Annotated in this window: 26 protein-coding genes and 1 tRNA gene; 26 read left to right on the forward strand and 1 reads right to left on the reverse strand. The window is 63.4% G+C overall.

Going from position 1 to position 24,379, the window contains the following annotated elements:
• Positions 1-35 precede the first annotated feature (35 nt).
• The 13 genes from HMPREF9465_RS02820 (at position 36) to rapZ (ending at position 10,877) form a co-directional block, all read left to right on the forward strand.
• Positions 36-794, forward strand: a complete 759-nt coding sequence (locus HMPREF9465_RS02820) for an enoyl-CoA hydratase-related protein (RefSeq protein ID WP_005433909.1) — start codon at positions 36-38, stop codon at positions 792-794.
• A 289-nt stretch (positions 795-1,083) separates the two neighbouring features.
• Positions 1,084-1,980 (forward strand): transporter substrate-binding domain-containing protein, encoded by an 897-nt coding sequence (locus tag HMPREF9465_RS02825; protein WP_005433910.1) that lies wholly within the window; start codon positions 1,084-1,086, stop codon positions 1,978-1,980.
• 94 nt (positions 1,981-2,074) lie between these two features.
• Positions 2,075-2,809, forward strand: a complete 735-nt coding sequence (locus tag HMPREF9465_RS02830; protein WP_005433912.1) for an amino acid ABC transporter permease — start codon at positions 2,075-2,077, stop codon at positions 2,807-2,809.
• A 15-nt stretch (positions 2,810-2,824) separates the two neighbouring features.
• A complete protein-coding gene (locus HMPREF9465_RS02835) occupies positions 2,825-3,508 on the forward strand; it encodes an amino acid ABC transporter permease (RefSeq protein ID WP_005433913.1) in 684 nt (227 codons plus the stop codon).
• Positions 3,509-3,541: 33 nt separating this feature from the next.
• On the forward strand, positions 3,542-4,270 hold the full coding sequence (locus HMPREF9465_RS02840; protein WP_038006417.1) for an amino acid ABC transporter ATP-binding protein: 729 nt from the start codon (positions 3,542-3,544) through the stop codon (positions 4,268-4,270).
• A gap of 136 nt (positions 4,271-4,406) precedes the next feature.
• A complete protein-coding gene (locus tag HMPREF9465_RS02845; protein WP_005433915.1) occupies positions 4,407-5,396 on the forward strand; it encodes a KpsF/GutQ family sugar-phosphate isomerase in 990 nt (329 codons plus the stop codon).
• 22 nt (positions 5,397-5,418) lie between these two features.
• Complete coding sequence (locus tag HMPREF9465_RS02850) at positions 5,419-5,952, forward strand: KdsC family phosphatase (protein ID WP_005433916.1); 534 nt, start codon at positions 5,419-5,421, stop codon at positions 5,950-5,952.
• The gene (lptC, locus tag HMPREF9465_RS02855) at positions 5,952-6,578 is read left to right on the forward strand and encodes an LPS export ABC transporter periplasmic protein LptC (protein ID WP_005433917.1); all 627 of its coding nucleotides are present in this window, start codon (positions 5,952-5,954) and stop codon (positions 6,576-6,578) included. The genes HMPREF9465_RS02850 and lptC overlap by 1 nt, the downstream gene beginning before the upstream one ends.
• Positions 6,575-7,144 (forward strand): lipopolysaccharide transport periplasmic protein LptA, encoded by a 570-nt coding sequence (gene lptA / locus HMPREF9465_RS02860; RefSeq protein WP_005433918.1) that lies wholly within the window; start codon positions 6,575-6,577, stop codon positions 7,142-7,144. Before lptC ends, lptA begins: the two co-directional genes overlap by 4 nt.
• Positions 7,145-7,156: 12 nt before the next feature.
• Positions 7,157-7,930 (forward strand): LPS export ABC transporter ATP-binding protein, encoded by a 774-nt coding sequence (gene lptB, locus HMPREF9465_RS02865; RefSeq protein ID WP_005433921.1) that lies wholly within the window; start codon positions 7,157-7,159, stop codon positions 7,928-7,930.
• A gap of 4 nt (positions 7,931-7,934) precedes the next feature.
• Entirely contained in the window at positions 7,935-9,368 is a 1,434-nt protein-coding gene (rpoN, locus tag HMPREF9465_RS02870; protein WP_005433923.1) for an RNA polymerase factor sigma-54, read from the forward strand.
• A gap of 70 nt (positions 9,369-9,438) precedes the next feature.
• A complete protein-coding gene (locus tag HMPREF9465_RS02875; RefSeq protein WP_005433925.1) occupies positions 9,439-9,945 on the forward strand; it encodes a PTS sugar transporter subunit IIA in 507 nt (168 codons plus the stop codon).
• A 29-nt stretch (positions 9,946-9,974) separates the two neighbouring features.
• The gene (gene rapZ / locus HMPREF9465_RS02880; RefSeq protein ID WP_005433927.1) at positions 9,975-10,877 is read left to right on the forward strand and encodes an RNase adapter RapZ; all 903 of its coding nucleotides are present in this window, start codon (positions 9,975-9,977) and stop codon (positions 10,875-10,877) included.
• Between the two features lie 9 nt (positions 10,878-10,886).
• Here rapZ and HMPREF9465_RS02885 read toward each other — a convergent pair whose 3' ends face one another.
• The gene (locus HMPREF9465_RS02885) at positions 10,887-11,963 is read right to left on the reverse strand and encodes an A/G-specific adenine glycosylase (RefSeq protein WP_005433928.1); all 1,077 of its coding nucleotides are present in this window, start codon (positions 11,961-11,963) and stop codon (positions 10,887-10,889) included.
• A gap of 75 nt (positions 11,964-12,038) precedes the next feature.
• Between HMPREF9465_RS02885 and HMPREF9465_RS12180 the strand changes: the two genes are divergently transcribed.
• From HMPREF9465_RS12180 to ahpF, 13 genes are all read left to right on the forward strand, one after another.
• Positions 12,039-13,757 (forward strand): tetratricopeptide repeat protein, encoded by a 1,719-nt coding sequence (locus HMPREF9465_RS12180; protein WP_005433930.1) that lies wholly within the window; start codon positions 12,039-12,041, stop codon positions 13,755-13,757.
• The gene (locus HMPREF9465_RS12185) at positions 13,754-14,251 is read left to right on the forward strand and encodes an outer membrane lipoprotein LolB (RefSeq protein WP_005433932.1); all 498 of its coding nucleotides are present in this window, start codon (positions 13,754-13,756) and stop codon (positions 14,249-14,251) included. Before HMPREF9465_RS12180 ends, HMPREF9465_RS12185 begins: the two co-directional genes overlap by 4 nt.
• A 1-nt stretch (position 14,252) precedes the next feature.
• Positions 14,253-15,119 (forward strand): 4-(cytidine 5'-diphospho)-2-C-methyl-D-erythritol kinase, encoded by an 867-nt coding sequence (gene ispE, locus HMPREF9465_RS02900; RefSeq protein WP_005433934.1) that lies wholly within the window; start codon positions 14,253-14,255, stop codon positions 15,117-15,119.
• Between the two features lie 11 nt (positions 15,120-15,130).
• Positions 15,131-15,208, forward strand: a tRNA-Gln gene (locus HMPREF9465_RS02905).
• A 146-nt stretch (positions 15,209-15,354) separates the two neighbouring features.
• Entirely contained in the window at positions 15,355-16,305 is a 951-nt protein-coding gene (locus HMPREF9465_RS02910) for a ribose-phosphate pyrophosphokinase (protein ID WP_038006427.1), read from the forward strand.
• Between the two features lie 76 nt (positions 16,306-16,381).
• Positions 16,382-16,993, forward strand: coding sequence for a 50S ribosomal protein L25/general stress protein Ctc (locus HMPREF9465_RS02915; RefSeq protein WP_005433946.1), 612 nt, complete (start codon positions 16,382-16,384; stop codon positions 16,991-16,993).
• 291 nt (positions 16,994-17,284) lie between these two features.
• Positions 17,285-19,135, forward strand: a complete 1,851-nt coding sequence (locus tag HMPREF9465_RS02920) for a DEAD/DEAH box helicase (protein ID WP_005433948.1) — start codon at positions 17,285-17,287, stop codon at positions 19,133-19,135.
• Between the two features lie 90 nt (positions 19,136-19,225).
• Entirely contained in the window at positions 19,226-19,852 is a 627-nt protein-coding gene (pth, locus tag HMPREF9465_RS02925; protein ID WP_038006429.1) for an aminoacyl-tRNA hydrolase, read from the forward strand.
• Complete coding sequence (locus tag HMPREF9465_RS02930) at positions 19,849-20,343, forward strand: DUF523 domain-containing protein (RefSeq protein WP_005433956.1); 495 nt, start codon at positions 19,849-19,851, stop codon at positions 20,341-20,343. The genes pth and HMPREF9465_RS02930 overlap by 4 nt, the downstream gene beginning before the upstream one ends.
• Before the next feature lie 63 nt (positions 20,344-20,406).
• A complete protein-coding gene (ychF, locus tag HMPREF9465_RS02935) occupies positions 20,407-21,501 on the forward strand; it encodes a redox-regulated ATPase YchF (RefSeq protein WP_005433958.1) in 1,095 nt (364 codons plus the stop codon).
• 116 nt (positions 21,502-21,617) lie between these two features.
• Positions 21,618-21,989 (forward strand): helix-turn-helix domain-containing protein, encoded by a 372-nt coding sequence (locus HMPREF9465_RS02940; protein ID WP_005433960.1) that lies wholly within the window; start codon positions 21,618-21,620, stop codon positions 21,987-21,989.
• A gap of 147 nt (positions 21,990-22,136) precedes the next feature.
• Positions 22,137-22,700: an alkyl hydroperoxide reductase subunit C gene (gene ahpC / locus HMPREF9465_RS02945; RefSeq protein WP_005433961.1), complete on the forward strand. Its 564-nt coding sequence runs from the start codon at positions 22,137-22,139 to the stop codon at positions 22,698-22,700.
• A gap of 88 nt (positions 22,701-22,788) precedes the next feature.
• On the forward strand, positions 22,789-24,339 hold the full coding sequence (ahpF, locus tag HMPREF9465_RS02950; RefSeq protein WP_005433966.1) for an alkyl hydroperoxide reductase subunit F: 1,551 nt from the start codon (positions 22,789-22,791) through the stop codon (positions 24,337-24,339).
• Positions 24,340-24,379 lie beyond the last annotated feature (40 nt).

Here is a 24,379-nt window from a genome sequence, read left to right on the forward strand (position 1 = left end):
CGCCTCAGACATTCTTCTTCATGGGAAACACAGCAATGGCCATTCTGTCCAACACCGAATTCGGCATTCTCCGCCTGACGATCAGCCGCGCTCAGAAGCGCAACAGCATCAACGCCGAAATGTTCGACACCATGACGGAGGCCCTCTCCCGAGCCGCCTCCGACGACGCCGTTCGCGTCGTGCTCCTGCAGGGCGGCGAGCAGATCTTCTCCGCCGGCGCCGATCTCGAGGAGATGCGCTCCCAGCCCGAAGTGCTCGACCGTGCCATGACGAACTTCTTCGCCGCGCTGCGCGCCTTCCCGAAGCCCGTCGTCGCCCAGGTGATGGGCCCGTGCGTGGGCGACGCGCTCTCGATGCTGCTCTACTGCGACCTCGTCTACGCATCCGAACGCGCCCTCTTCTCCCTGCCCTGCGTCGCGCTCGGCCAGACGACCCGCTTCGGCTCCGCCTTCATCATGGCAGCCGCGGCAGGCCTGCCCCGCGCCACCGAGAAGCTCATGCTCTCCGAGCCGATTACCGCCGCCGAGGCCCTCGAGATGCGCATCATCACGGGCATTGCGGATGACGAATCCCTCGACAACCTCGTCGCCTCCAAGGTCGCTCGTCTCGCCGTCCTGCCGCCGGGCGCCGTTCGCGCCATGAAGGCTCTTCTCACCGGCCCGCGCAACAAGGCCCTCGAAGTCGCCGCCGAAGAAGAGGAAGCCGTCTGGCGCCGCCAGGCGGGATCCGCCGAAGCGGCCGAAGCGCTCGCTGCCTTCCTCGAAGGCCGCAAGCCCGCCTTCCGCCCCGAATAATCCTCCGCCCTTTTTCGGCACCCAAAGCGCGCACTATTTTGGTGCGCGCTTTGTTTTGGTGCATCCCGTTCCGCCCTCCTTTGGACCCCGTCCGCCCCCGTCTTCTCCTCCTTCAAGGAACGCTCCTGGTCGCATTCTGCTCATCGACTCTGCCGCAGTCGTTTCAACGATCTAATTTATTTACCTTAGCGGTTTTGGCACGCTGATTGCTACGTAGAAGGGCAACACCCCTGCGACCGTTCGAATTTTCACAGTCCCTCGTCAGACACAAGTTTTCAGGAGTTCCACCATGAAGCTTTCCCTCCCGCTCACCGGCCTGCTCTGCGCAGGCATGCTTCTCACTTCCGCCGCCTCCGCCGCCGAACTGACCGGCACGCTCAAGCGCATCCAGCACTCCGGCACGATGACGCTCGGCTACCGCGAAGCTTCCGTTCCGTTCTCCTACCTGCAGGCTGACGGCACGCCCACGGGCTACGGCTTCGAAGTCTGCAAGGCCGTCAGCGAGGCCGTGAAGAAGGAACTCAACATGCCGAACCTGACGATCAAGTATCAGGCCGTCACGAGCGCGAACCGAATTCCGCTCATCCAGAACGGCACGGTTGACATTGAATGCGGCTCCACGACGAACTCCAAGGCCCGTCAGCGCGAAGCCGGCTTCGGCATCAACTACTTCGGCGTTCAGGTCACTGCCGCCGTGTGGAAGGACTCCGGTATCAACTCCATCAAGGATCTGAACAACAAGAACGTCGCCGTCACGTCCGGCACGACCGCCGTCGCCCTGCTCAAGAAGTTTGAAAAGGACAACGGCATCAAGATCCGCTACCTGATGACGAAGGACTTCGCCGAATCCATGCAGCTTGTCGCCAAGAAGCGCGCCGCCGCCTTCGTGATCGACGACGTGCTGCTCGCCGGCCAGATTTCGAACCTGCCCAACCCGCAGGACTTCAAGATCGTCGACGCCTCGCTCTCCGTCGAACCGTACGCCCCGATGTTCGCCAAGGACGACCCCGCCTTCAAGGCTCTGGTTGACAAGACCATCGTCGGCATGATGAAGGACGGCACGCTCGACAAGCTCTACAAGAAGTGGTTCGAATCCCCGATTCCGCCCAAGAACGCCAACCTCAACTTCCCGATGAACAGCGTCACGAAGGAACTCTTCGCGAACCCGAACAGCGACGGCATCTAAGCCCAAGCCTTTACGGTCCCCGGGACGCCAGCTAGCAATCGCGTCCCGGGGACCCCTTTTAGATTTAATTCCCGAAAACAAGAGGAACCCCGCCATGGCACTGAACATGACCCTCAACACTCTCTGGGAAACCTCCCTGCTGAGTGATGATCCCTGGTGGCTTTATCTCGTCTACGGCGCAGGCTGGACCATCAGCCTTGCCGTCGCCTCCTTTGCGCTCGCCCTGACGCTCGGCACCATCGTCGGCACTCTCCGCACCGTCGACAACAAGTGGATCCGAGGCATCTGCGAAGGCTGGATCGAGCTTTTCCGCAACATTCCCCTCATCGTCCAGATCTTCATCTGGTACTTCGTCGTCCCCGAACTGATCCCGCCCTACAAGGACTGGATGATCGAGGCCGACCCCGTCCTCAGCCAGTTCCTCTCGGCCTTCCTCTGCATGGGCCTCTTCACGTCGTCCCGAATCGCCGAACAGGTTCGCGCCGGCATCACGTCCATTCCCTCCGGTCTTCCCTACGCCGCCAAGGCCCTGGGCTTCACGGTCATTCAGCGCTACCGCTTCGTCATCCTTCCGATGGCCTTCCGCCTCGTGCTGCCGCCGCTCACAAGCGAAGCGATGAACCTCATCAAGAACACGGCCGTGGCCATGACGATCGGCCTGCCGGAACTTACGATGCGCGCCAATGAAATGGGCGAGGCGACCTTCCAGTTCTTCGCCGCCTACCTCTGGGCGACGGTCCTCTACATCGCCATCGCGCTGTGCGTCAACCGCCTGATGGCCTGGATGGAAGCGCGCTGCGCGATCCCCGGCTTCATCGCCGCCAAGTAAGCAAAGGAGTCGGTCATGGATTTCACTTCGATTACGAACAGCTGGGGCTACATCCTTTCGGGCGCCGCCTACACGGTGCAGCTCACTGCGATCACGGCTGTGGGCGGCCTCTTCCTCGGAACGCTGCTCGCCCTCTGCCACATTTCCGAAAAGCGCTGGCTCTCCGCCCCCGCAAAGCTCTACATCAACCTGATGCGTGCGGTGCCTCTGGTGCTCGTGCTCTTCTGGTACTTCCTGCTGATGCCGGAAATTCTGCGCATCATCCTCGGCCTCGACCACCCCGTGAAGATCGGCGCCGAAATGACCGCCATCATCACCTTCGTGCTCTTCGAGGCGGCCTACTTCGCCGAGATCATGCGCGCGGGCATCCAGTCCGTGAAGAAGGGACAGATTCAGGCTGCATACGGACTTGGGTTATCCTATGCTCAGACCATGCGGCACGTCGTGCTCCCGCAGGCCATCCGTCACATGCTGCCCGTGCTTCTGACGCAGACGATCATTCTCTTCCAGGACACCAGTCTCGTCTACGTCATCAGCGGCAATGACTTCATGGGTTCGATCTCCAAGATCGCCCAGCGTGACGGACAGCTTGTTTTGATGTACTCTTTTGCTGCTGTCTGCTATCTTGCCGTCTCCTTGTCCCTCTCCCTGCTGATTCGTCGACTGCAGACGAGAATGCGAACGGCTCAGGCTCACTAAAAAATTTGAACAGGATATCCCCCTATCATGGCAATGATCGAAATCAAGAACATCAGCAAGTGGTACGGCAACTTCCAGGTGCTGAAGGACTGCTCCGTTGATGTTGAAAAGGGCGAAGTCGTCGTGGTCTGCGGACCGTCCGGCTCCGGCAAGTCCACCCTCATCAAGACCGTCAATGCTCTCGAACCCTTCCAGAAGGGCGAAATCATCGTCGACGGCATCTCCGTTGGCGATCCGAAGACGAACCTTCCCCAGCTGCGCAGCCGCGTCGGCATGGTGTTCCAGCACTTCGAGCTCTTCCCGCACCTCTCCATCCGCGAGAACCTCGTTCTCGCCCAGATGAAGGTGCTCGGCCGCGGCCGCGAGGAAGCCACCGAGCGCGGTCTGAAGCTTCTCGACCGCGTCGGCCTTCTCAAGCACGCCGACAAGTTCCCCGGCCAGATGTCCGGCGGCCAGCAGCAGCGCGTGGCCATCGCCCGCGCCTTGGCCATGGACCCGATCTGCATGCTCTTTGACGAACCGACGTCCGCCCTCGACCCGGAAATGATCAATGAAGTGCTCGACGTGATGGTCCAGCTCGCCAAGGAAGGCATGACCATGATGGTCGTGACCCACGAAATGGGCTTCGCCCGCAAGGTGGCCGACCGCGTGATCTTCATGGACGCAGGCGAAATCATTGAAAACCTCCCCGCCCAGGAGTTCTTCAACTCGCCGCACACCGAACGCGCCCAGCAGTTCCTCTCCAAGATTCTGCAGCACTGATTTTTCAGCGCTCATGCCTCGAAACCCCGCCGCTTCCCGGCGGGGTTTTGTCTTTTTCCGAACCCCCTCAGGGTCATGCCACGGGTTATCATTAACAGGTTGTACAGCTTTTTTTCCCGCAAAGAAGGACCGTCAAATGAGCAACACTCATGCATTCGATGCCGCAGCAGCTCTCCAGCTCGGGCAGGAAGTTCTGACCCAGGAAGCCGGGGCGCTCACGCACCTCGCCTCGACGCTCGGCAGCGAATTCACGGACGCCGTTTCGCGCATTCTTTCCTGCAAGGGCCGTCTGATCGTGTCCGGCGTGGGCAAGTCCGGCCACATCGGCCGCAAGCTCGCCGCCACCTTTGCCTCCACGGGCACCCCCGCCTACTTCGTCCATGCCGCTGAAGCCGCCCACGGCGACCTCGGCATGATCACGGCCGACGACGTCGTGCTCGCCATCTCGTACTCCGGCGAAACCAACGAGCTTCTCACCATCGTCCCCACGCTCAAGCGCGAGGGCGCGACGCTCATCGCCATCACGGGCAACCCGAACTCCAGCCTCGCCCAGCACGCCGATGTGCATCTCAACTGCCACGTCAGCCGCGAAGCCTGCCCGCTCAATCTGGCGCCGACCACGTCCACGACCGCAACGCTCGCCCTCGGCGACGCGCTCGCCGTTGCGACCCTCTCCGCCAAGGGCTTCACGAAGGAGGACTTCGCGCGCAGCCATCCGGGCGGAGCCCTCGGCCGCCGCCTGCTCATCCACGTTCAGGACATCATGCGTACGGGCGAGGACATTCCCGCCGTCCGCGAGGAGGTCGGCGTGCTTGAGGCGGTCCGCGAAATCACGAAGAAGCACATCGGCATGACCGCCGTCGTCGACGACCAAGGCCGCGTGACCGGCATCTTCACCGAAGGCGACCTGCGCCGCCTCATCGAGCGTCTCGGCGACATCCGTCCGTGCGTCATGAAGGACGTGATGATCCGCAATCCGAAGACCATCCGCGCCCAAGAGCTCGCCGCCTCCGCCGTCAAGCTCCTCGACACCTTCCACTGCAACCAGCTTCTCGTCGTCGACGAGGACAACAGGCTCATCGGCGCCCTGCACCTGCACGACCTGATGGGTGCCAAGGTCCTTTGATCCACTTTTCGGGAGACCCGACATGACCACAGTGAACGAGCGCGCGGCCCGCATCAGAATGGTCGTACTCGACATCGACGGCGTGATGAGCGACGGCACGATCAACGTCTCGGGCACGGGCGAGCTCTACAAGAGCTTCTACGTGCGCGACGGACTCGGCATCAAGATGCTGCAGAAGCACGGCATCGAGATCGCGATCATCACGGGCCGCACCTCTGCGATCGTCGCCGAGCGCATGAGGGAGCTCGGCGTCACCCGCATCGCCCAGGGCCAGCGCTTCAAGACCACCGCCTACGAGGCACTTCTTGAGGAGACCGGTCTCACCGACGAGCAGGTCGCCTACATGGGCGACGACGTCCCCGACCTGCCGCTTCTGATGCGAGTGGGCCTCTCCACGACTCCCGCAGACGGGAATCCGGAGGTTTTGAACTATACTCACTGGCAGTCCCGCTTCCCCGGCGGCCGCGGCGCCGTCAGGGAGTTGTCCGAACTCATCCTCAAATCCCAGGGCGCATGGGATACACTCGTGCACAACACCTACGTCCTCGGCAAATAATGATCCACCGCAGCCTAGTCCTCCGCGAACGCATCACCGCCATCGTCGGCGCGGCCCTGCTGTTGCTGCTCGTCGGCGCAAGCTACTACTACTCGGTCCAGACCCGCATCGAGGCCCTGAAGTACGTCCCCAGCGAAACGAGCCCCGACTTCACGGCGCGCCGCGTCACGCTGACCGACTTCGACGAACGCGGCGTCGCAACCGCACGCCTCTCCGCCAGCACGATGGAGCACTTCTCAGACGAGCGCATGCGCGCCACGGACGCCAGCTATCACTCCCTCGATCCTGCGAAGCCCCAGCTCGCCCTCACGGGCGACCGCGCATGGAGCAACGACAGCCTCGAGACCGTCGAGCTTGAAGGCAACGTGCAGCTGAGCCGCGCACCCTTCAAGGACGAGCCCGATCTCTTTTTCACGACCGAATACATCAAGGGGTATCTCGACACCTACAGGTTCGAGACGGACAGGAAGGTCTACATGCGCCGCGGCATCGACACCACCGAAGCCTCCAACGGCATGAAGTACGACAACATCCTGCACACGGTCGAGCTCGACGGCAGCGTCGTCTCGGTCTTCCATCCCAACGCGCAGTCCACTGACACATCCGCCAACGCAGCCCAAAAATGAAGAAGTCAATCGTTTTCAGCATCCTCGCCGCCATCGCAGCGCCGACCTGGGCCCTGAGCACCGACAAGAGCCAGCCCATTGAAGTCCATGCCGACCAATTCAACGGTGACGAAGTCAAGCAGACCGCCGTCTACTCCGGCAACGTCGTCGTCGATCAGGGCTCGATGAACCTGACGGGCGCTCGCCTCGATCTTGCAATCACGCCCAAGGGCTACCGTCGCGCCACGATCACGGGCTCTCCCGCACGCTTCAAGCAGCAGCGCGATCCGAAGACGAAGGGCGTTGAGGAATGGGTGCACGCGCATGCGAGCCGCATCACCTACGACGAGGAGACCGACAAGGTCACGCTCGAAGGCAAGGCCCAGCTCTCGCGCAGCGAAAACGGCCAGCAGAAGGACATGACGAGCGGCGAGCGCATCGTCTACGACATGCGCAACGCCCGTTCCGAAGTCAACAGCGGCGAAGGCAAGCGCGTCACGACGATCATCGCGCCCCGCTCCAAGACCGACGCGGGCACGCAGCGTCAGGGCACGTCCCTCTCCAACTCCACCAAGCTTCAGCAGTAACAGGACTTCAGCGTGACCGAAAACGCAACAGTTAGCCATTCCCACACCCACGCGCTCGAGGCGACCGGCCTCAAGAAGCACTACGGGCCCCGAAACGTCGTCAAGGGCGTCAGCCTCGCCGTCAAGTCGGGCGAGGTCGTGGGACTGCTCGGCAAGAACGGTGCAGGCAAGACGACGACCTTCTACATGGTCGTGGGCCTTGTCGTGGCCGACGACGGCCAGATCCGCCTCGACGGTCAGGACATCACGCACATGCCCATCTACAAGCGTGCGCGCATGGGGCTCTCCTATCTGCCCCAGGAGGCAAGCGTCTTCCGCAAGCTCTCCGTCGAGGACAACGTCCGCGCCATTCTCGAGCTTCAGGAGGGAGAGGACGGCAAGCCGCTTTCCAAGGACGTGATCGAGGAGCGGCTCGACCAGCTGCTCGAAGAGCTGCAGATCCAGCACCTTCGCACGAACCAGGCCATTTCGCTCTCGGGCGGCGAGCGCCGCCGCACGGAAATCGCCCGCGCCCTTGCCGCCAATCCCCGCTTCATTCTGCTCGACGAGCCCTTCGCGGGCGTCGACCCGATCGCCGTGATCGAGATTCAGCGCATCGTGCGCTTCCTCAAGGAGCGCAACATCGGCGTTCTGATCACCGACCACAACGTCCGCGAAACCCTGTCGATCTGCGACCACGCCTACATCATCAACGAAGGCGAAGTGCTCGCCTCGGGCACGCCCGACGAGCTCGTCAACGACCAGGCCGTCCGCAAGATCTATCTCGGCGAAAACTTCCGGATGTAGCCAAATGGAAAATCATCTCCTCGCCACACTCTCCCAACAGCAGGTTCTCTCCCAGGAGCAGCAGCAGTCGCTGCGCATTCTGCAGATGCCCACGCAGGAGCTTCTCGGCGAAATCGAACTCATGCTCGAATCCAACCCCCTGCTTGAAGTGGAGGAGCCTGCACAGGCCTCCGACGACCCGCAGGCGCGCGCTCAGGAGCATGACGACGACAGGCGGGACGACCGCGGCGAGGATGATTCCGAATTCGACGCAGCCCAGGCGGAGACGCCCGTCGACCAGCCCTACGAGGCCTGGCAGGGCGCCTCCAGCGACGAAGCGCCCTTCGAGCGCATTCCCGCCCCCGAATCCTTCAGGGACGAGCTGCTCGCCGATCTCGGCTGCCTGCCGCTCACGCCGCGCCAGCATCTGCTCGTCGCCTGCCTTGTCGAGGAGCTCGACGACAGGGGCTTCTTCACGTCCCCGTTCGAGACGCTCATGCGCTACTACGCGCGCATCCTCAAGGAGGAAGGCGTCGAGAACGTGACCGCCGCCGAGTGGCGCGAAGCCCTCGCCACCCTTCAGAGCATGGATCCTCCGGGCATCGGCACCGCCGGCCCCGTCGAGGCCCTCATGAAGCAGATCGAGCGCATCGAGCCCTCCATCATGCATGCCGCCGCGCTTGAAACCCTCAAGCGCATCGTCTCCAAACATCTCGACAAGGTGGCCGCCGACAACCGTCCTGCGCTTCTCAAGCTCGCCAACGGCAAGTCCTCCATTCTCGACGAGGCGCTGCGCGTGCTCAAGACCCTCTCGCCCTATCCGATCGCCAGAGAATCCAGCACGCTCTACATCGTTCCCGATGTCATCGTCAGGACGCAGAACGGCGTGAGCACAGCGCACCTCAACGGCTCCTCGCAGCTGCGCCTTCGCCTTCGCATCAACGACGCCAGTAGCGAGGCCGATCCCTCGACCCGCCGCGTCCTTCTCGGCGAAGCCAAGACCTTCATTCAGCGCATCGAGGCCAGACGAGCCACCCTGCAGCGTCTGGCCGACGCCATCGTCACGCGCCAGCAGGCCTACTTCGAGCACGGCCCCGCCGCCCTGCGTCCGATGACGCTCAGCCAGATCGCCGAAGAACTCGGCCTGTCCGTTTCCACGGTCTCCCGCGCCGTTTCCGGCAAGTTCATCGCCTGCAGCCAGGGCACGGTCGAGATGCGCTCGCTCTTCAGCGCCGTCTCCTTCAGCAACCAGGGCAGCGGCGCCGAGGAGCAGGGAGCCTCCGAAATCCAGGCCATGATCTGCAAGCTCATCGAGACCGAGGACCCCAGAGCCCCCCTTTCGGACGAAATGCTCTGCGAAATGCTTCAGAAGCAGGGTGTGCCCATCGCCCGCCGCACGGTCGCCAAGTACCGCACCTGCGCAGGCATTCCCTCGGCTCGCTCCCGCCGCAGGCTCTGACTTCTCCACCCCTTTGGTACACTGAACGAAGTTTTCGATTCGACGGTCCCACAAGGCCGTCCGACGCGTCATGAATCTTCTCGCACCTCTGCTTACTCTTGAAACCGTTCGCCTTAACCTCGACGTCGTGAGCCGCAAGCGCCTCTACGAAGAGGCGGGCCTCGTCTTCGAAACCTCCGCTGGTCTTTCCCACACGGAGGCCTTCGACGCGCTCTTCGCACGCGAAAAACTCGGTTCCACCTGCCTCGGCAGCGGCTGCGCGCTTCCCCACGGCCGCGTCGAGGGCATCACCGAACCCGCCGCCGTCTTTCTGAGGACCGCCGCGCCACTCTCCCTTGATGCGCCCGACGGCCGTCCCGTCCAGCTGTTCCTCTGCCTGCTCATTCCCGAAAACGACGACGGCATGTACCTGAAGATCCTGCGCGAAGTCGCCTGCCTCTTCGGCAACAAGCCGCTGAGAAACGCGCTGCTTCACGCGGAGTCGGAGGTCAAGATCTGTGAACTCATTCACAACTGGACGCCTCCCGCCGACCTTCACTACGAGCCCGACTTCTCCGAAGACGACGAAGACGCCTGAAAAAACTACGCCAATACGGAGGCAACGCCATGCAACTCATCATCGTGACCGGCATGTCCGGCGGCGGCAAGTCCATCGCCATCCGCCAGCTTGAGGACTGCGGCTACTACTGCATCGACAACCTGCCCGCCGCCTTCCTGCTCCCCGTGGCGCAGGACCTCCGCACGCACGGCATCAAGTCCGCCGCCGTCGCCATCGACGCGCGAAGCCAGAGCACCTTCGACGGCTCCCTCAAGGCAATCCGACAACTCGAGGAGGCGGGCTTCGACGTGCGCATCCTCTTTCTCACCGCCTCGGATCAGGAGCTCGTCAAGCGCTTCTCCGAAACCAGGCGCCGCCATCCGCTCTCGACGCTCGCCGCCAGCCGCGACCAGCTCGTCACGCTTCAGGAGGCCATCAGCCGCGAACGCGACCTGCTCGCCCCCATTTCTGCAGGCGCGGCCCTGATGGACACCACCGGCATTCTTTCCTCGCAGCTTCGCGAATGGGTGAAGAAGTTCGTCGGCCAGCCCCAGGCCATGATGACGCTCACGTTCGAGTCCTTCGCCTTCAAGCACGGCCTTCCCGTCGCCAGCGATCTGGTCTTCGACGTGCGCTGCCTGCCGAACCCCTACTACGATCCTGCGCTGCGCCCCCTGACGGGACGGGACAAGCCCGTCGCCGACTACCTTCGCACCTTCCCGACCGTCATCAACATGGTTGACGACATTGAAGGCTTCATCCGCAAGTGGCTTCCCGCCTACATTGCTCAGAACCGCCACTATCTGACCGTCGCCGTCGGCTGCACGGGCGGACAGCACCGCTCCGTCTTCGTGGCCGAAGAGCTCGGCGCCCGCTTCAGGGACACGGACGGCGTCGTCGTGCGACACCGCATCATCGAGCAGAAGGCCCTGCTGTCGGGCGAGAAGTCCGTCCAGAACGAAGGCAGCTGATTCAGAAGATCAGAAAAGCAGGGGACGGAAGTCCCGCTCCTCCCTGCAGATCGTCAGCAGCTTCACCACCGGCGTCGGCATTCCCACCGACGCCGTTTCCTGTTCTCCGAGAAGCTCGAAGCCCTCGGGGGCGAACCCCTGCGCCAGATCGACGGCCACGGAATGAATGATGAGGCGGTAATGCGTGAAGTCGTGCACGAGAGGCTCGAGCCTGATCGTGCGGAGAATTCCGCCCTCAAGTTCAGGACAGACGGAAAGCGGATCCGCCGACTCCACGGGCTCGTCCTGCTGCCTCAGGGGCGGCGTCCAGAGGCCGTGCCAGACGCCCTTTTCCGTGCGGCGCCTGAGCCAGAGGCCGTTCTCGGCAAACGCGAACACCATCACCGCATGCCTCACGGGACGCTCGCGGCGGGGCTTGCGACCGGGAAAGTCGGCCACCCTGCCCGCCAGACGCGCGCCGCAGCAGTCCGCCAGAGGACAGGCCCCGCAGTCGGGATTCCGCTTGCAGAGCATGGCGCCGAAGTCCATCAGCGCCTGAGTATATGTCGGCATAAGCTCCGAAGAAGGCAGCAGGGAGGCGGCGAGCGTCCTGATCTCCTTCACGAAGCCGGGCTGTGCGGCGTTGCCCTCGACCATGAACACGCGCGCGAGCACGCGCTGTGCGTTCCCGTCCGCCATGACGGCCCTCTCGCGGAAGGCGAAAGCGGCCACGGCGCCCGCCGTCGAGGGGCCGAGTCCCGGAAGTTTTTCAAGCTCGGCCGCGGTTTCAGGGCATCTCCCGCCCATTTCGTTGACGATGATCCGGACCGCCTTGAGCAGGTTGCGGGCGCGCGAGTAGTATCCGAGGCCCGCCCAGAGCGCCATGACGTCGTCGTCGGGCGCAGCCGCCAGACACTCGGGCGTCGGAAAGGCGGTCATGAAGGCCTCGTACTTGGGAAGCACCGACACGACCTGCGTCTGCTGCAGCATCACCTCCGAGACAAGTCTCGGATACCAGTCCTCGACCTGCCACGGCAGGTCGTGCCTGCCGCAGGCTTCGTGCCAGCCGATGATTGCATCTGCAAATAACTTCTCGGGATCCCGCATGCCGCATTCCTTTAGTTTTCGAGGTAAAGTACGGAGACACTCTACACCAACGGCTTCCCAAGCTTTCACTCTTTCATGACCGGAAAACTATTCAAAAAAGCGGCCGTGCTCGCCGTCTTCGCCGCAGCCGCAGGCTGCGCGGCGGCCTTCCCCGGCGTGGACGCGCATTCCTCAGAATCGCGCGATGCCGCCCAGTCTCTTTATGAAGTCATAGCCGCCGAGATCGCCGCGCACAGGGAGCAGCCCGAGGTTGCTCTGGCGCTCCTCGACCAGACGCTCGCGCGAACGAAGTCCTCGGAAGTGGGCGAACTCGCCTGGCGCACCGCCCTTCAGACCCGCAATCCCGACATCGTGCTTGAACAGGCGCGCGCCTGGGCCGCGATCGATCCGAAGGCTGGCCTTGCCCGGCGCACGATTCTCGTCAACGCCGTCGAAAAGGGCCGTCAGTCCGAATACGTCGAGCTACTCTCCCGCATGTACGCAGACGCGGAGGACAAGGCCGAGCTGATCACGGACGTCACGACGCTCCTCGCCCAGCCCGAAACCGCCTCCGCCGCTCTTGAAACAGTCCTCTCCCCCTATTGGGAGAAGCAGGCGAAGAACGCTAGGGTCCAGTTGGCCGTCGGCCTCTTCCGCCAGGCCCGCCGCGACATTCCCGGCGCCTGCCGCGCAGGCAGAACCGCCGTCAGGCTCTCGCCCGACAGCGAGCCCGTGCTCACTGCGGCGGCCGACCTCTGCTGGCAGGCCGACAGGGCCGGAACGGAGAACATCCTCAAGAACTTTCTGGCCCGACATCCCGACGCCTCGGCCGTGAGGCTCATTCACGCCCGCGTGCTTTCCCGCACGGGCAGGCTCGATGAAGCCATGGCTGACGTCAAGCGCGCCGTGAAGACCTCTCCCGACAAGCCCGTCATCCTGCTCAACGCAGGCCAGGTGGCGACCGACTGCAGGGACTTCCCGAAGGCCGAGGAGTACCTCACCCGCTACATCGATCTCGTGGCCGAGCAGAATCCCGACGCAGACTTCTCCAGCAACGACATCTGGCTCAAGCTGGCGGGCGTCCTGCATGAAAACGGTCGTCACGAGGAAGAGGCCGAGGCGCTCGGCTCCCTCACCGACGGCGAGCTTGCGCCCCAGGCCAGACTTCGCGAGGCCGCCGCGCTTGCCGAATCAAAGAGATTCGACGACGCCCGCGCCGTTCTGCAGGGTGCCGCCGAAGACTACCCCGAGCACCTGAACCTGTTCATGACGGCCGAGGCCCGGATGCTCATCGAGGCAAGCAGGCCCGAGGACGCCCTTGGCGTCATGAAGACCGCCCTCGCCGAGCAACCCGACGACGTCTCCCTCGCCTACGATACGGCGATGATCGCCCAGAACGTCGGTCACTTCGAAGAGACCGAGTCCATTCTCAAGGACATCCTCTCCGACGATCCCGACCACGTTCAGGCGGGCAACGCGCTCGCCTACCTGTGGGTGACCAGAGACATGAACCTTCCCGAGGCGCGCCGCCTTCTTGAACACGCCTACCGTCTGTCGCCCGTCGATCCGTACGTGCTCGACAGCATGGGCTGGCTCTGCTTCAAGGAAGGACGCTACGACCAGGCGGCGGAGTTCACGCTCGCCTCCCTCAAGCGCCTCTTCGACGTCGAAGTGGCCTGTCACCTCGTCGAGATCCTCGCCGTCTCGGGCCGCGACCACGAGGCGGAGAAGCTCTTCCGCGAGCTCGAGCAGCGCGCGGGCTCGGACGCCCTCGTGCTTGACCTCGCCAAGCGCCTCAACTACAAGATCAAATGAAACGTCGAATCCTTCTGGCGCTTCCCGCAGCGGCCGCAGTGCTGACGCTCGCAGGCTGCGTGACGGGACAGCCCCCGCTTTTTGAGAGATACGGCCGCTTCGCGCTCGTCTCAACGTCCGCCTCGGGCGAACGAGAGGCCGTGAACGGGCGCTTCAGCCTGCGGCGCACGTCCGCAGGCCTGCGCCTCAATCTGATGACGCCCCTCAACGGCATTCTGGCAAGCATCGAGGTGACGCCCTCGGGCGCCGTGCTCGAAACCTCGCAGAACGAGTCTCCCCTCAGGGCGGCCACCGCCGAGGAGCTCATGCTCCGCACGACGGGCGTCGCCGTTCCCGTCGAAACCCTCGAGCGCTGGCTCACAATGAAGGGCGACCGCGCCTCCGAATACGGCTGGAGCGTCCGCGTGCTCAAGCGCAGGGACGACGGCATGCCCGGCACGATCCGCGCTTCCTCCACAGGCGTCTCACTCACACTCACCATGGACGAGGACTGACATGTTGTCCGACAGCGCCCTGCTCGGCCTGCCCGCGCCGGCCAAGCTCAATCTCTTTCTGCACGTCGTGGGCCGCCGCCCCGACGGCAAGCACCTGCTCGAGTCCGTCTTCACGCTCATCGACCTGCACGACACGATCGACCTCTTCAGGCTTGAGGAACCCGTCGTCGAGCGCACGGGCGACGTGATCGGCAACGTCGAGAAAGACCTCTGCGTGCGCGCGGCCCGCCTGCTCATGGAGACCTTCGACGTCAGGAGCGGCGTGCGCATCCATGTTGAAAAACGCATTCCCGCGGGAGCGGGCATGGGAGGCGGCAGCTCCGACGCCGCGACCGTCCTCATCGGCCTCAACAGGCTCTTCGGACTCGGCCTTTCGCGCAGCGCCCTGATGGAGCTCGGCGAGAGGCTCGGCGCCGACGTTCCCTTCTTCATTTTCGGCCGAACGGGCTTCGTGGAGGGCATTGGAGAGATCATCACCCCGCTGGAAATCCCCCCTGCCTCATACGCCGTCATCTGGCCCGGAAGGGGCATTTCCACGGCCGAGATTTTTGCTGCGCCAAACTTGACAAGGGATACCAAATCACTGAAAATAGACATCCTTTCAGGCAAGGCACTGGAAATCTGGCCGAATCTGTACGGGCACAACGACCTGCAGAATGTGGCGCAAGAGCTTGAGCACAGGGTGACGGAAGGTCTCGGAATGCTCGCCTGCGGCACGCACGACGCCAGAATGACAGGGTCCGGCAGCGCCGTCTTCGGCGTCATCGCCGATCCGTGCAGCTACAGGCTGCCGCAGCTGCCCGACGGCTGGAAAGGATTTGCCGCAAAGTCGCTCCGGGAGCATCCGCTCTCGGCTTGGCTTGACTAGAAACAATCGGTAGGGGTATAGCCAAGCTGGCCTAAGGCACCGGATTTTGATTCCGGCATTCGAAGGTTCGAATCCTTCTACCCCTGCCAGCACAAAAACGAAAGAGGATGGGAGGCAACAAATGCGCTCCCTTTCTTTTTTCAGGGCCGTCTTTGTGTTACTCTGACGGCTTCCCTGTTGTTAACTGCGAGAGCGCAAGCCCCCGCCCACGAAAAGAGCTTAAGTCATGGATCCCATGGTTCCGGAAAGTATGATGGTCTTCACGGGCAACGCCAACCCGAAACTTGCCCAGGCTGTCACGAAATATCTCAACATTCCCCTTGGCTCCGCCACCGTCAACCGCTTCAGCGACGGCGAAGTCATGGTTCAGCTGCTCGACAATGTGCGCGGCAAGGACGTCTTCATCCTTCAGAGCACCTGCGCTCCGACGAACGACAACCTGATGGAACTCATGATCATGGTTGACGCCCTCAAGCGTGCGTCCGCCCGCCGCATCACGGCTGCGATCCCCTACTACGGCTATGCCCGTCAGGACCGCCGTCCGCGTTCCACGCGCGTGGCCATCTCCGCCAAGGTCGTCGCCAACATGCTTCAGGCCGTCGGCGTTGACCGCGTCCTCACGATGGACCTCCATGCCGACCAGATCCAGGGCTTCTTCGACATCCCGGTCGACAACATCTACGCCACCCCGGTTCTTCTCAACGACCTCGTCGAACGCAAGTACGACGACCTGATGGTTGTTTCCCCGGACGTCGGCGGCGTTGTCCGCGCCCGCGCCATGGCCAAGGCTCTCGAAGTCGACCTCGCCATCATCGACAAGCGCCGTCCGCGCGCCAACGTCGCTGAAATCATGAACATCATCGGTGAAGTCAAGGGCCGCACCTGCGTCATCACCGACGACATCGTTGACACGGCCGGCACGCTCTGCAACGCCGCCGGTGCCCTGAAGGAGCGCGGCGCCAAGCGCGTCGTCGCCTACATCACGCACCCGGTGCTCTCCGGCGCCGCCGTTGAACGCATCATGAATTCCGCTCTCGACGAGCTGGTCGTTACGGACACGATTCCGCTGTCTGCCGCCGCCGAAGCCTGCCCGAAGATCCGCCAGGTCTCCTGCGCCGCGATCATCGGCGAAACGCTTTCGCGCATCGCCCGCGAAGACTCCGTGAGCAACCTGTTCACGGAATAAGGAACAGTTTTTTCCTCGTTCCCGCAGTTGGTCGCGACCGCGGGAACCTTTTTTCTTAACTTTTAGGAGTAATCCAATGAACATCATCGCCACCACGCGTAACGTGCAGGGTACGGGTGCGAGCCGCCGCCTTCGCCGCGCGGACAAGCTGCCGGGCATCGTCTACGGCGGCAACCTCCCCGCTACGCCGATCGAGCTCGAACACAATCCGATCTTCTACGCTCTGCGCAAGGAAAAGTTCCACGCCTCGATCCTGACGATGGAACTCGACGGCAAGGAAGAACTCGTCGTTCTCCGCGCCTTCCAGATGCACCCGTACAAGCCGCAGGTCATGCACATCGACTTCCAGCGCATCAACCCGAACGAAAAGGTCACGATGCGCGTGCCCCTGCACTTCCAGGGTGAAGAAGAATCCCCGGCCGTCAAGGTCTCCAAGTGCATCGTTTCCCATGCCGTGTCCGCCATCGAAGTGACCTGCATGCCGAAGGAACTGCCGGAATTCATCACCGTTGACCTCTCCAAGCTCGAAGCCGGCCAGACGTTCCACGCCTCCATGCTTCAGCTTCCGGAAGGCATCGAAGTCCACGCCAAGTCCGGCGAAGACATCGTGCTCGCCACGGTTGCCCTCCCGGTCGAGGAAGAAGTCCCCTCCGCTGAAGGCGAAGCCGCCGAAACCCCGGCTGCCTAATAAGTTTCTGATCTGATTCAGTTGCTTTGACAGGATCCGCAGGGACCTACTCCCTGCGGATCTTTTTTGTACGAAGGGCCCGCCCCTTCCGAAGACCGTCTCGCGGTCTTCCACACCTCCGCGGCCGCTGCCTGAAGCGCCGCCACAAGCCGTTTGCCCCTTTCAGAAAGTTCGCGTCGTTCGTTATGTGCGGGGAAAACGGATCCATTCCCTTCTCCCGACGTCCGCCATGTCCGTCTTGCTTCCCTGCATACCTGCGGGCGGCCGTCAGAACATTTTCAACACGAACTCATGACGACTTTCTCCGAACTCGGCCTGTCCGACTCCATCGTTTCCTCCCTGACCGAACTCGGCTTCGAGGAACCCACCCCCATTCAGAACGAGGCCATTCCCGCCCTCCTGACCGGCGCCGACGTGCTCGGCCGCGCCGCCACGGGCACGGGCAAGACCGCCGCCTTCTCGCTTCCGCTCCTTGAGCGCCACGTGCTCGGTCAGGAAGCCGATGCGCCGCTCGTCCTCGTTCTCACCCCGACCCGTGAACTCTGCCTGCAGGTGAGCGAGGCGTTCCACAACTACGGCCGCAAGGCCGGCGTGCTCGTGACCCCGATCTACGGCGGTCAGGACTACAGCCGCCAGATCCGTGCCCTGCGCCGTGGCACGCACGTCGTCGTCGCCACGCCGGGCCGCGCGCTCGACCACATCGGCCGCGGCACGCTCGACCTCACGAACATCAAGGCCGTCGTGCTTGACGAAGCCGACGAAATGCTCGATCTGGGCTTTGCCGACGAGCTCGACGCCATCTTCGACGCCCTTCCCGGCCACGTGCAGACGGCTCTCTTCTCCGCCACGCTGCCCCCGAAGATCGCCCGCATCGCCGAAGCCCGCCTTGTCGACCCGGTCCGCATCACGATCGCCAAGGAAAAGACTGCCGAAGGCGAAACGCCCCGCGTCCCGCAGATCGCCTACGTCGTGGGCCACAACTACCGCACGACCGCGCTCGGCCGCATCCTCGACCTCGAGGCCCCCGAGCTCGCCATCATCTTCACGCGCACCCGCATGGAGGTGGACGACCTCACGGAATCGCTTCGCGCCCGCGGCTTCAGCGTCGAGGCCCTTCACGGCGGTCTTGACCAGCCGACCCGCGACCGCGTCATGAAGCGCGCCCGCTCCGGCCAGATCGACGCCATCGTGGCGACCGACGTCGCCGCCCGCGGCATCGACCTTGAAAACCTTACGCACGTCATCAACTTCGGCATTCCCGCCTCCTACGAGACGTACGTGCACCGCATCGGCCGCACGGGCCGCGCCGGCCGCACCGGCACCGCCATCACCATTCTCGAGCCGCGCGAACATCGTCACCTGCGCGCCATCGAGAGCATCACGAAGGCCCGCATCGAAGTGCGCTCCGTGCCGTCCGCCACGGACGTGCGCGCCCGCCGTCTCGAAATGATGCGCGGCTCCCTCGCCGAAATCCTCGAGGCGGGCGACCTCGACCGCTTCCGCGTCGTCGTCGAGTCCCTCTGCGAAGAGTACGACCCGTTCGACGTGGCTGCCGCCGCCATGAAGCTCGCCCAGGAAAACGAAGGCGCGAACGACGACGATACGGAAATCCCCGCCTACTCGCCCTTCGAGCGTCCCCGCCGCGAACGCGGCGACAAGCCCGTGCGCGGCGAACGCGCTCCGCGCCGTGAACGCCGCGAGGCTCCCGAAGAAGGCATGACGCGCCTCTTCGTCGGCGCCGGCCGCGACCTCGGCATTCGTCCGTCCGACATCGTCGGGGCCATCGCCAACGAAGCCGGCGTTCCATCCAAGTGCATCGGCGCCATCGACATCACCGACCGCTTCACGATCGTTGAAGTCGACTCCGACCGCGTCGAGCAGATCATCGACGCCATGGAAGGCGTGCGCTTCAAGGGCCGTGAAACCACGGTCAAGCTCGACCGCCCGCGCCGCGAGCCGCGCGAAGACCGCGGTGACTTCCGCATCGAAGGTCGTGGTGAAGGCCGAGGCGAGTACCGCCGTGAACGCGGCGAAGACCGCGGCTGGCAGCAGCGCGACGACTCCCGCGAATACCGCGGCGCCAAAACCAAGCGCGACTTCCGTCGTGAAGGCGGCTACGACAAGCGCGGTCCCCGCCGCTAAAATGACGCAGGTCCGGACAGTCTCCTTCGAGACGCTCCGGACCCAGTTTTCCACGGCCGGCTCTGCCGGCCTTTTCACGCATTGAACGTCATGACCGAACAAGGAATTCGATTGATCGTCGGCCTCGGCAATCCGGGCAGCGAATACGCCCGCACCCGCCACAACGCCGGCTTCTGGTTCGTCGACGAGCTCGCGCGCAAGACGGGCGCCTTCTTCCGCGACGAGCGGAAGTTCCAGGGCGAGGTCTGCAGGACGCGGATCGGCGACAGCGACGTCTGGCTTCTCAAGCCCTCGACCTACATGAACCGCTCGGGCGACGCCGTGGTGGCGCTTGCGCTCTACTACAAGATCACGCCCGATCAGATCCTCGTCGTTCACGACGAGCTTGACCTGCCTCCCGGCTGCATGAAGATCAAGCAGGGCGGCGGCAATGCCGGTCACAACGGCCTCAAGGACATCTCCGCCAAGCTCTCCACGCCGAACTTCTGGCGCCTGAGGCTCGGCACGGGGCATCCGCGCACGCTCGGCATGGCCCAGCAGGTGGCCGACTTCGTGCTCTCGGCACCGTCCTCCGAACACGAGGCCGCCATCGAAGACTGCATCGGCATCGCCCTCAAGGAGGCCGGTCCTCTTGCAGAAGGCGACTTCACGGGTGTCTCCCGCCGTCTTGCCAAGTACGGCAATCCGCCCAAGCCGCCCAAGAAGGCCGCCGAATGAAGCTGCTCGTGAGCCGCTGCCTGCTCGGCAAGCCCTGCCGATACGACGGCAGGGTGAAGACGGACCTCAGGCCCCCCCTGCGCGCCGCAGGCATCGGAGACGACTGTTGGATCAGCGTCTGCCCCGAGAGCGACGGCGGACTTCCCACGCCGCGCACGCCCTCCGAAATCCGGGGCACGGCCCGCGGCGTGCTTGAAGGACGCGACCACATCATGGCCGCGGACGGCAGGGACAACACGGCCTGCTTCATGAAGGGCGCCCGCATTGCGGCCGACCTCTGCCGCGAGAACGGCGTCAGGCTTGCGCTCCTCAAGGCCAAGAGCCCCTCCTGCGGCTTCGGCCAGGTCTACGACGGCACCTTTACGGGCACCCTCGTCGCGGGCCGCGGCCTCACCGCCGAACTACTTTCGGATGCAGGCGTACGCGTTCTCACCGAGAACGACCTCGATCTTCTTGCCTCTCTCAAGACGCAAGAAGATCCCGCTTGCTAAAATAGAATGATTTTCCGGACGATTTTGTCTGCAACTTTTTTTTGATTTCAACAGAGATTCACCATGGGTTTGAAGTGTGGCATCGTAGGCCTTCCCAACGTCGGCAAGTCGACGATCTTCAATGCGCTTACCAAAGCCGGCATTGCTGCCGAAAACTATCCTTTCTGCACCATTGAACCGAACGTCGGCGTCGTTGAAGTTCCCGATCCCCGCCTGAAGGCGCTCTCCGAAATCGTTCATCCCGAACGCGTCGTCCCGGCCGCCGTCGAATTCGTCGACATCGCCGGCCTCGTCGCCGGCGCCAGCAAGGGCGAAGGCCTCGGCAACCAGTTCCTCGCCAACATCCGCGAGTGCGACGCCATCGCCCACATCGTCCGTTGCTTCACCGACGACAACATCGTTCACGTCTCCGGCAAGGTCGATCCGCTTGACGACATCAACGTCATCAACACCGAACTCGCCCTCGCCGACCTTCAGACCGTCGAAAAGGCCCTCACCCGCTACAGCAAGCAGGCCCGCTCCGGCGGCGACAAGGAAGCCCTCAAGCTCGTGCTCGTGCTCGAGAAGCTCCTGCCCGCCCTCAACGAAGGCCGTGCCGCCCGTTCCGTGAAGCTCACGCCCGAAGAGATCGCCGTCGTGCGCCCGCTCTTCCTCCTCACGATCAAGCCGACGATGTACGTCGCCAACGTCGAGGACCACGGCTTTGAAAACAATCCGCTGCTCGACGCCGTGCGTGAATTCGCCGCCTCCGAGCACTCCCCCGTCGTGGCCGTCTGCGCCAAGACCGAGGCCGACATCGCCGACCTCGACGACGAGGACAAGGAAATGTTCCTCGCAGACATGGGCATGACCGAACCTGGCCTCGACCGCGTCATCCGCGCGGGCTACGACCTGCTCGGCCTGCAAACCTACTTCACGGCCGGCGTCAAGGAAGTCCGCGCCTGGACGATCCACAAGGGCGACACCGCCCCGCAGGCCGCCGGCGTCATCCACACCGACTTCGAACGCGGCTTCATCCGCGCCCAGACGATCGCCTACGAAGACTTCATTGCCTTCAAGGGTGAAAAGGGCGCTCAGGAAGCCGGCAAGATGCGCGCCGAAGGCAAGGACTACATCGTTCAGGACGGCGACGTCATGAACTTCCTCTTCAACGTCTGATCGTCGAAGACGCATCATGAACTTCAACGGGAGGCTGCCTTCGGGGCAGCCTCCCGTTTTCTTTCCGTATGCCGTTATACTGAACGGCGTCCCAACAACTCCACAACCACGCTGTCATGGCCACGACCTCCACAAAAAAGCGTCAGGAAATCGGAGAACGCCTCCGCCACGAACGCGAACGACTTGGCTATACGAAGCAGCAGATCGCACAGCTGCTCGGCGTTCCAATCCCCGCCTACGAACGCTTCGAAAACGGCGACGACGATCCTGGCGTCTACCGCCTGCCCCGTCTTGCCGCCTGCGGCTTCGACGTCATGTTCATCATCACGGCCGAACGTCACGTGCCCGTGGCTGAGGAAAACGAACTTCTCTCGCGCTTTCGCGACCTCTCGCAGCGCGGCCGCGCGTCCATCTTCTCCACCATGGACGCACTCGAAAGGCTGGCGCCGAACCTCAAGCAGGAATTCCGCCGCCGCTTCAAGAACTGAACGACTCCCGCCCCTCCAGGGCGGGATTTTTCGATTCATCGCAATAGTTTTTTACTTATTCTGTTGACACGGGTATAAAAGTTAGCTAAGATAACCCCATCAACAAATGAGACTCCTTCTCACACGTCTCATACCGGAGTTAACAAAATGTCCCTTCTGAACACTGAAATCCTTCCCTTCAAGGCCCAGGCCTACGCCAACGGCGAATTCGTCGAACTGACCGAAGCCTCCCTCAAGGGTCATTGGTCCGTCGTCTTCTTCTACCCGGCCGACTTCACGTTCGTCTGCCCGACGGAACTCGAAGACCTCGCCGAAAACTACGCCGAATTCAAGTCCCTCGGCGTTGAGGTCTACGCCGTCTCCACGGACACGCACTTCACGCACAAGGCCTGGCATGAAAGCTCCGCCGCCGTGGGCAAGGTTCAGTTCCCGATGATCGGCGACCCGACCGCCACGCTCGCCCGCAACTTCCAGGTGCTCATCGAGGCCGACGGCCTTGCCGAGCGCGGCACGTTCGTGATCAATCCCGAAGGCAAGATCGTGATCATGGAACATCACGACGGCGGCATCGGCCGCGACGCCTCCGAACTCCTCCGCAAGGTGAAGGCCGCCCAGTACGTCGCCGCCAACCCCGGCCAGGTCTGCCCGGCCAAGTGGCAGCCGGGTGCCGCCACGCTGACGCCGTCCCTTGACCTCGTCGGCAAGATCTAATCCAGCGATCGGCTGAAACAGACAGGCCGCAGACCCATACGGTCGGCGGCCTGTTTCCTTATCCTCAAAGCGAATGCCCTCATCCATCATGCTTGACGCCAACATCAAAGCCCAGCTGCAGAGCTACTTCACCAAACTCCGCCGTCCCATCGTGCTCAAGGCCGCCCTTGACGGCTCGCAGGACGCCACCAACATCGAGGCGCTCCTCAAGGAAGTCGCCGAGCTTTCGGACAAGATCTCCTACGAGGTCGAGTCCGACGCCTCCGTTCGCCGTCCCAGCTTCACAGTCGCCCCTCAGGGCGGTCACGAAGGCATTCGCTTCGCCTGCCTCCCGATGGGCCATGAATTCACGAGCTTCGTGCTCGCCCTTCTGCAGACGGGCGGCCATCCCGCCAAGATCTCCGACGAGGAGTCCCGCCAGATCGCAGCCCTCAAGGGCCCGCTCAACTTCGAGGTCTTCATCTCGCTCTCCTGCCACAACTGCCCTGAAGTCGTGCAGGCGCTTGACCTCATCTCGATCCTCAACCCGAACGCCACCGTCACCGTGATCGACGGAGCGCTCTTCCGCGAGGAGGCCGCAGGCCGCAACGTGATGGCCGTTCCGACGGTCTTCCTCAACGGCCAGTCCTTCCTCTCCGGCCGCCGCGAGCTCTCCGAAATCCTCGCCAAGCTCGACACGTCCGTCGCCGAAGCGGCTCAGGCCTCGATCAGCGCCAAAGCCCCTTTTGACGTACTCGTTGTCGGCAGCGGCCCGGCGGGCAGCACGGCCGCCATCTACGCCGCCCGCAAGGGCCTGCGTACGGGCATCGTTGCCGACCGCCTCGGCGGCCAGGTGAACGAAACCGCCGACATCGAGAACTTCACGTCCATCCTCAAGACGGACGGCACCGCGCTCGCCGGCAACTTCACGGCGCATTTGAAGTCCTACGACATCGACATCATCACCCCGCACTCCGTCGCAAAGATCGAACGCGAGGGCGACATGTGGAGGCTCGTGCTCGAAAACGGCTCCGAACTCCGCTCCAAGACCATCATCGCCGCCTCCGGCGCCCGATGGAAGCAGCTTGAAGTGCCCGGCGAAGAGGAATTCAAGGGCCGCGGCGTGGCCTACTGCCCGCACTGCGACGGCCCGCTCTTCAAGGGCAAGCGCGTCGCCGTGGTCGGCGGCGGCAACTCCGGCGTCGAGGCCGCCATCGACCTCGCCGGCATTGCCTCCTCTGTCGTGCTTCTGCAGCGCGGCTCCGAGCTCACCGCCGACAAGGTGCTTCAGGAAAAGCTCCTCTCGCTCCCGAACGTCACCGTCAAGTACCGTGCCAGCACCTCCAAGCTCACGGGCTCGAACAAGCTTGAAAAGCTCTTCTACCTCAACAGGGAAACGGGCGAGACCGAATCCATCGACGTCGACGGCTGCTTCGTGCAGATCGGCCTCAAGCCCAACACCGAATGGCTTGACGGCGCTGTCGAGCTCAACGCGTACGGCGAAGTCGCCGTCTCCGACCGCTGCACGACGTCGGCCCCCGGTCTCTTTGCCGCCGGCGACTGCACCTCGGTTCCCTACAAGCAGATCGTCATCGCCCTCGGCGAAGGCGCCAAGGCCTCTCTGAGCGCCTTCGACTACCTGATCCGTCAGGGCGCCTGACGACACGATCACTTTCTCCCTGAAAGGGGACGGGCCTGCG

The organism is Sutterella wadsworthensis 2_1_59BFAA (assembly GCF_000297775.1).
GTDB classification, from domain to species: Bacteria; Pseudomonadota; Gammaproteobacteria; order Burkholderiales; family Burkholderiaceae_F; genus Sutterella; species Sutterella wadsworthensis_A.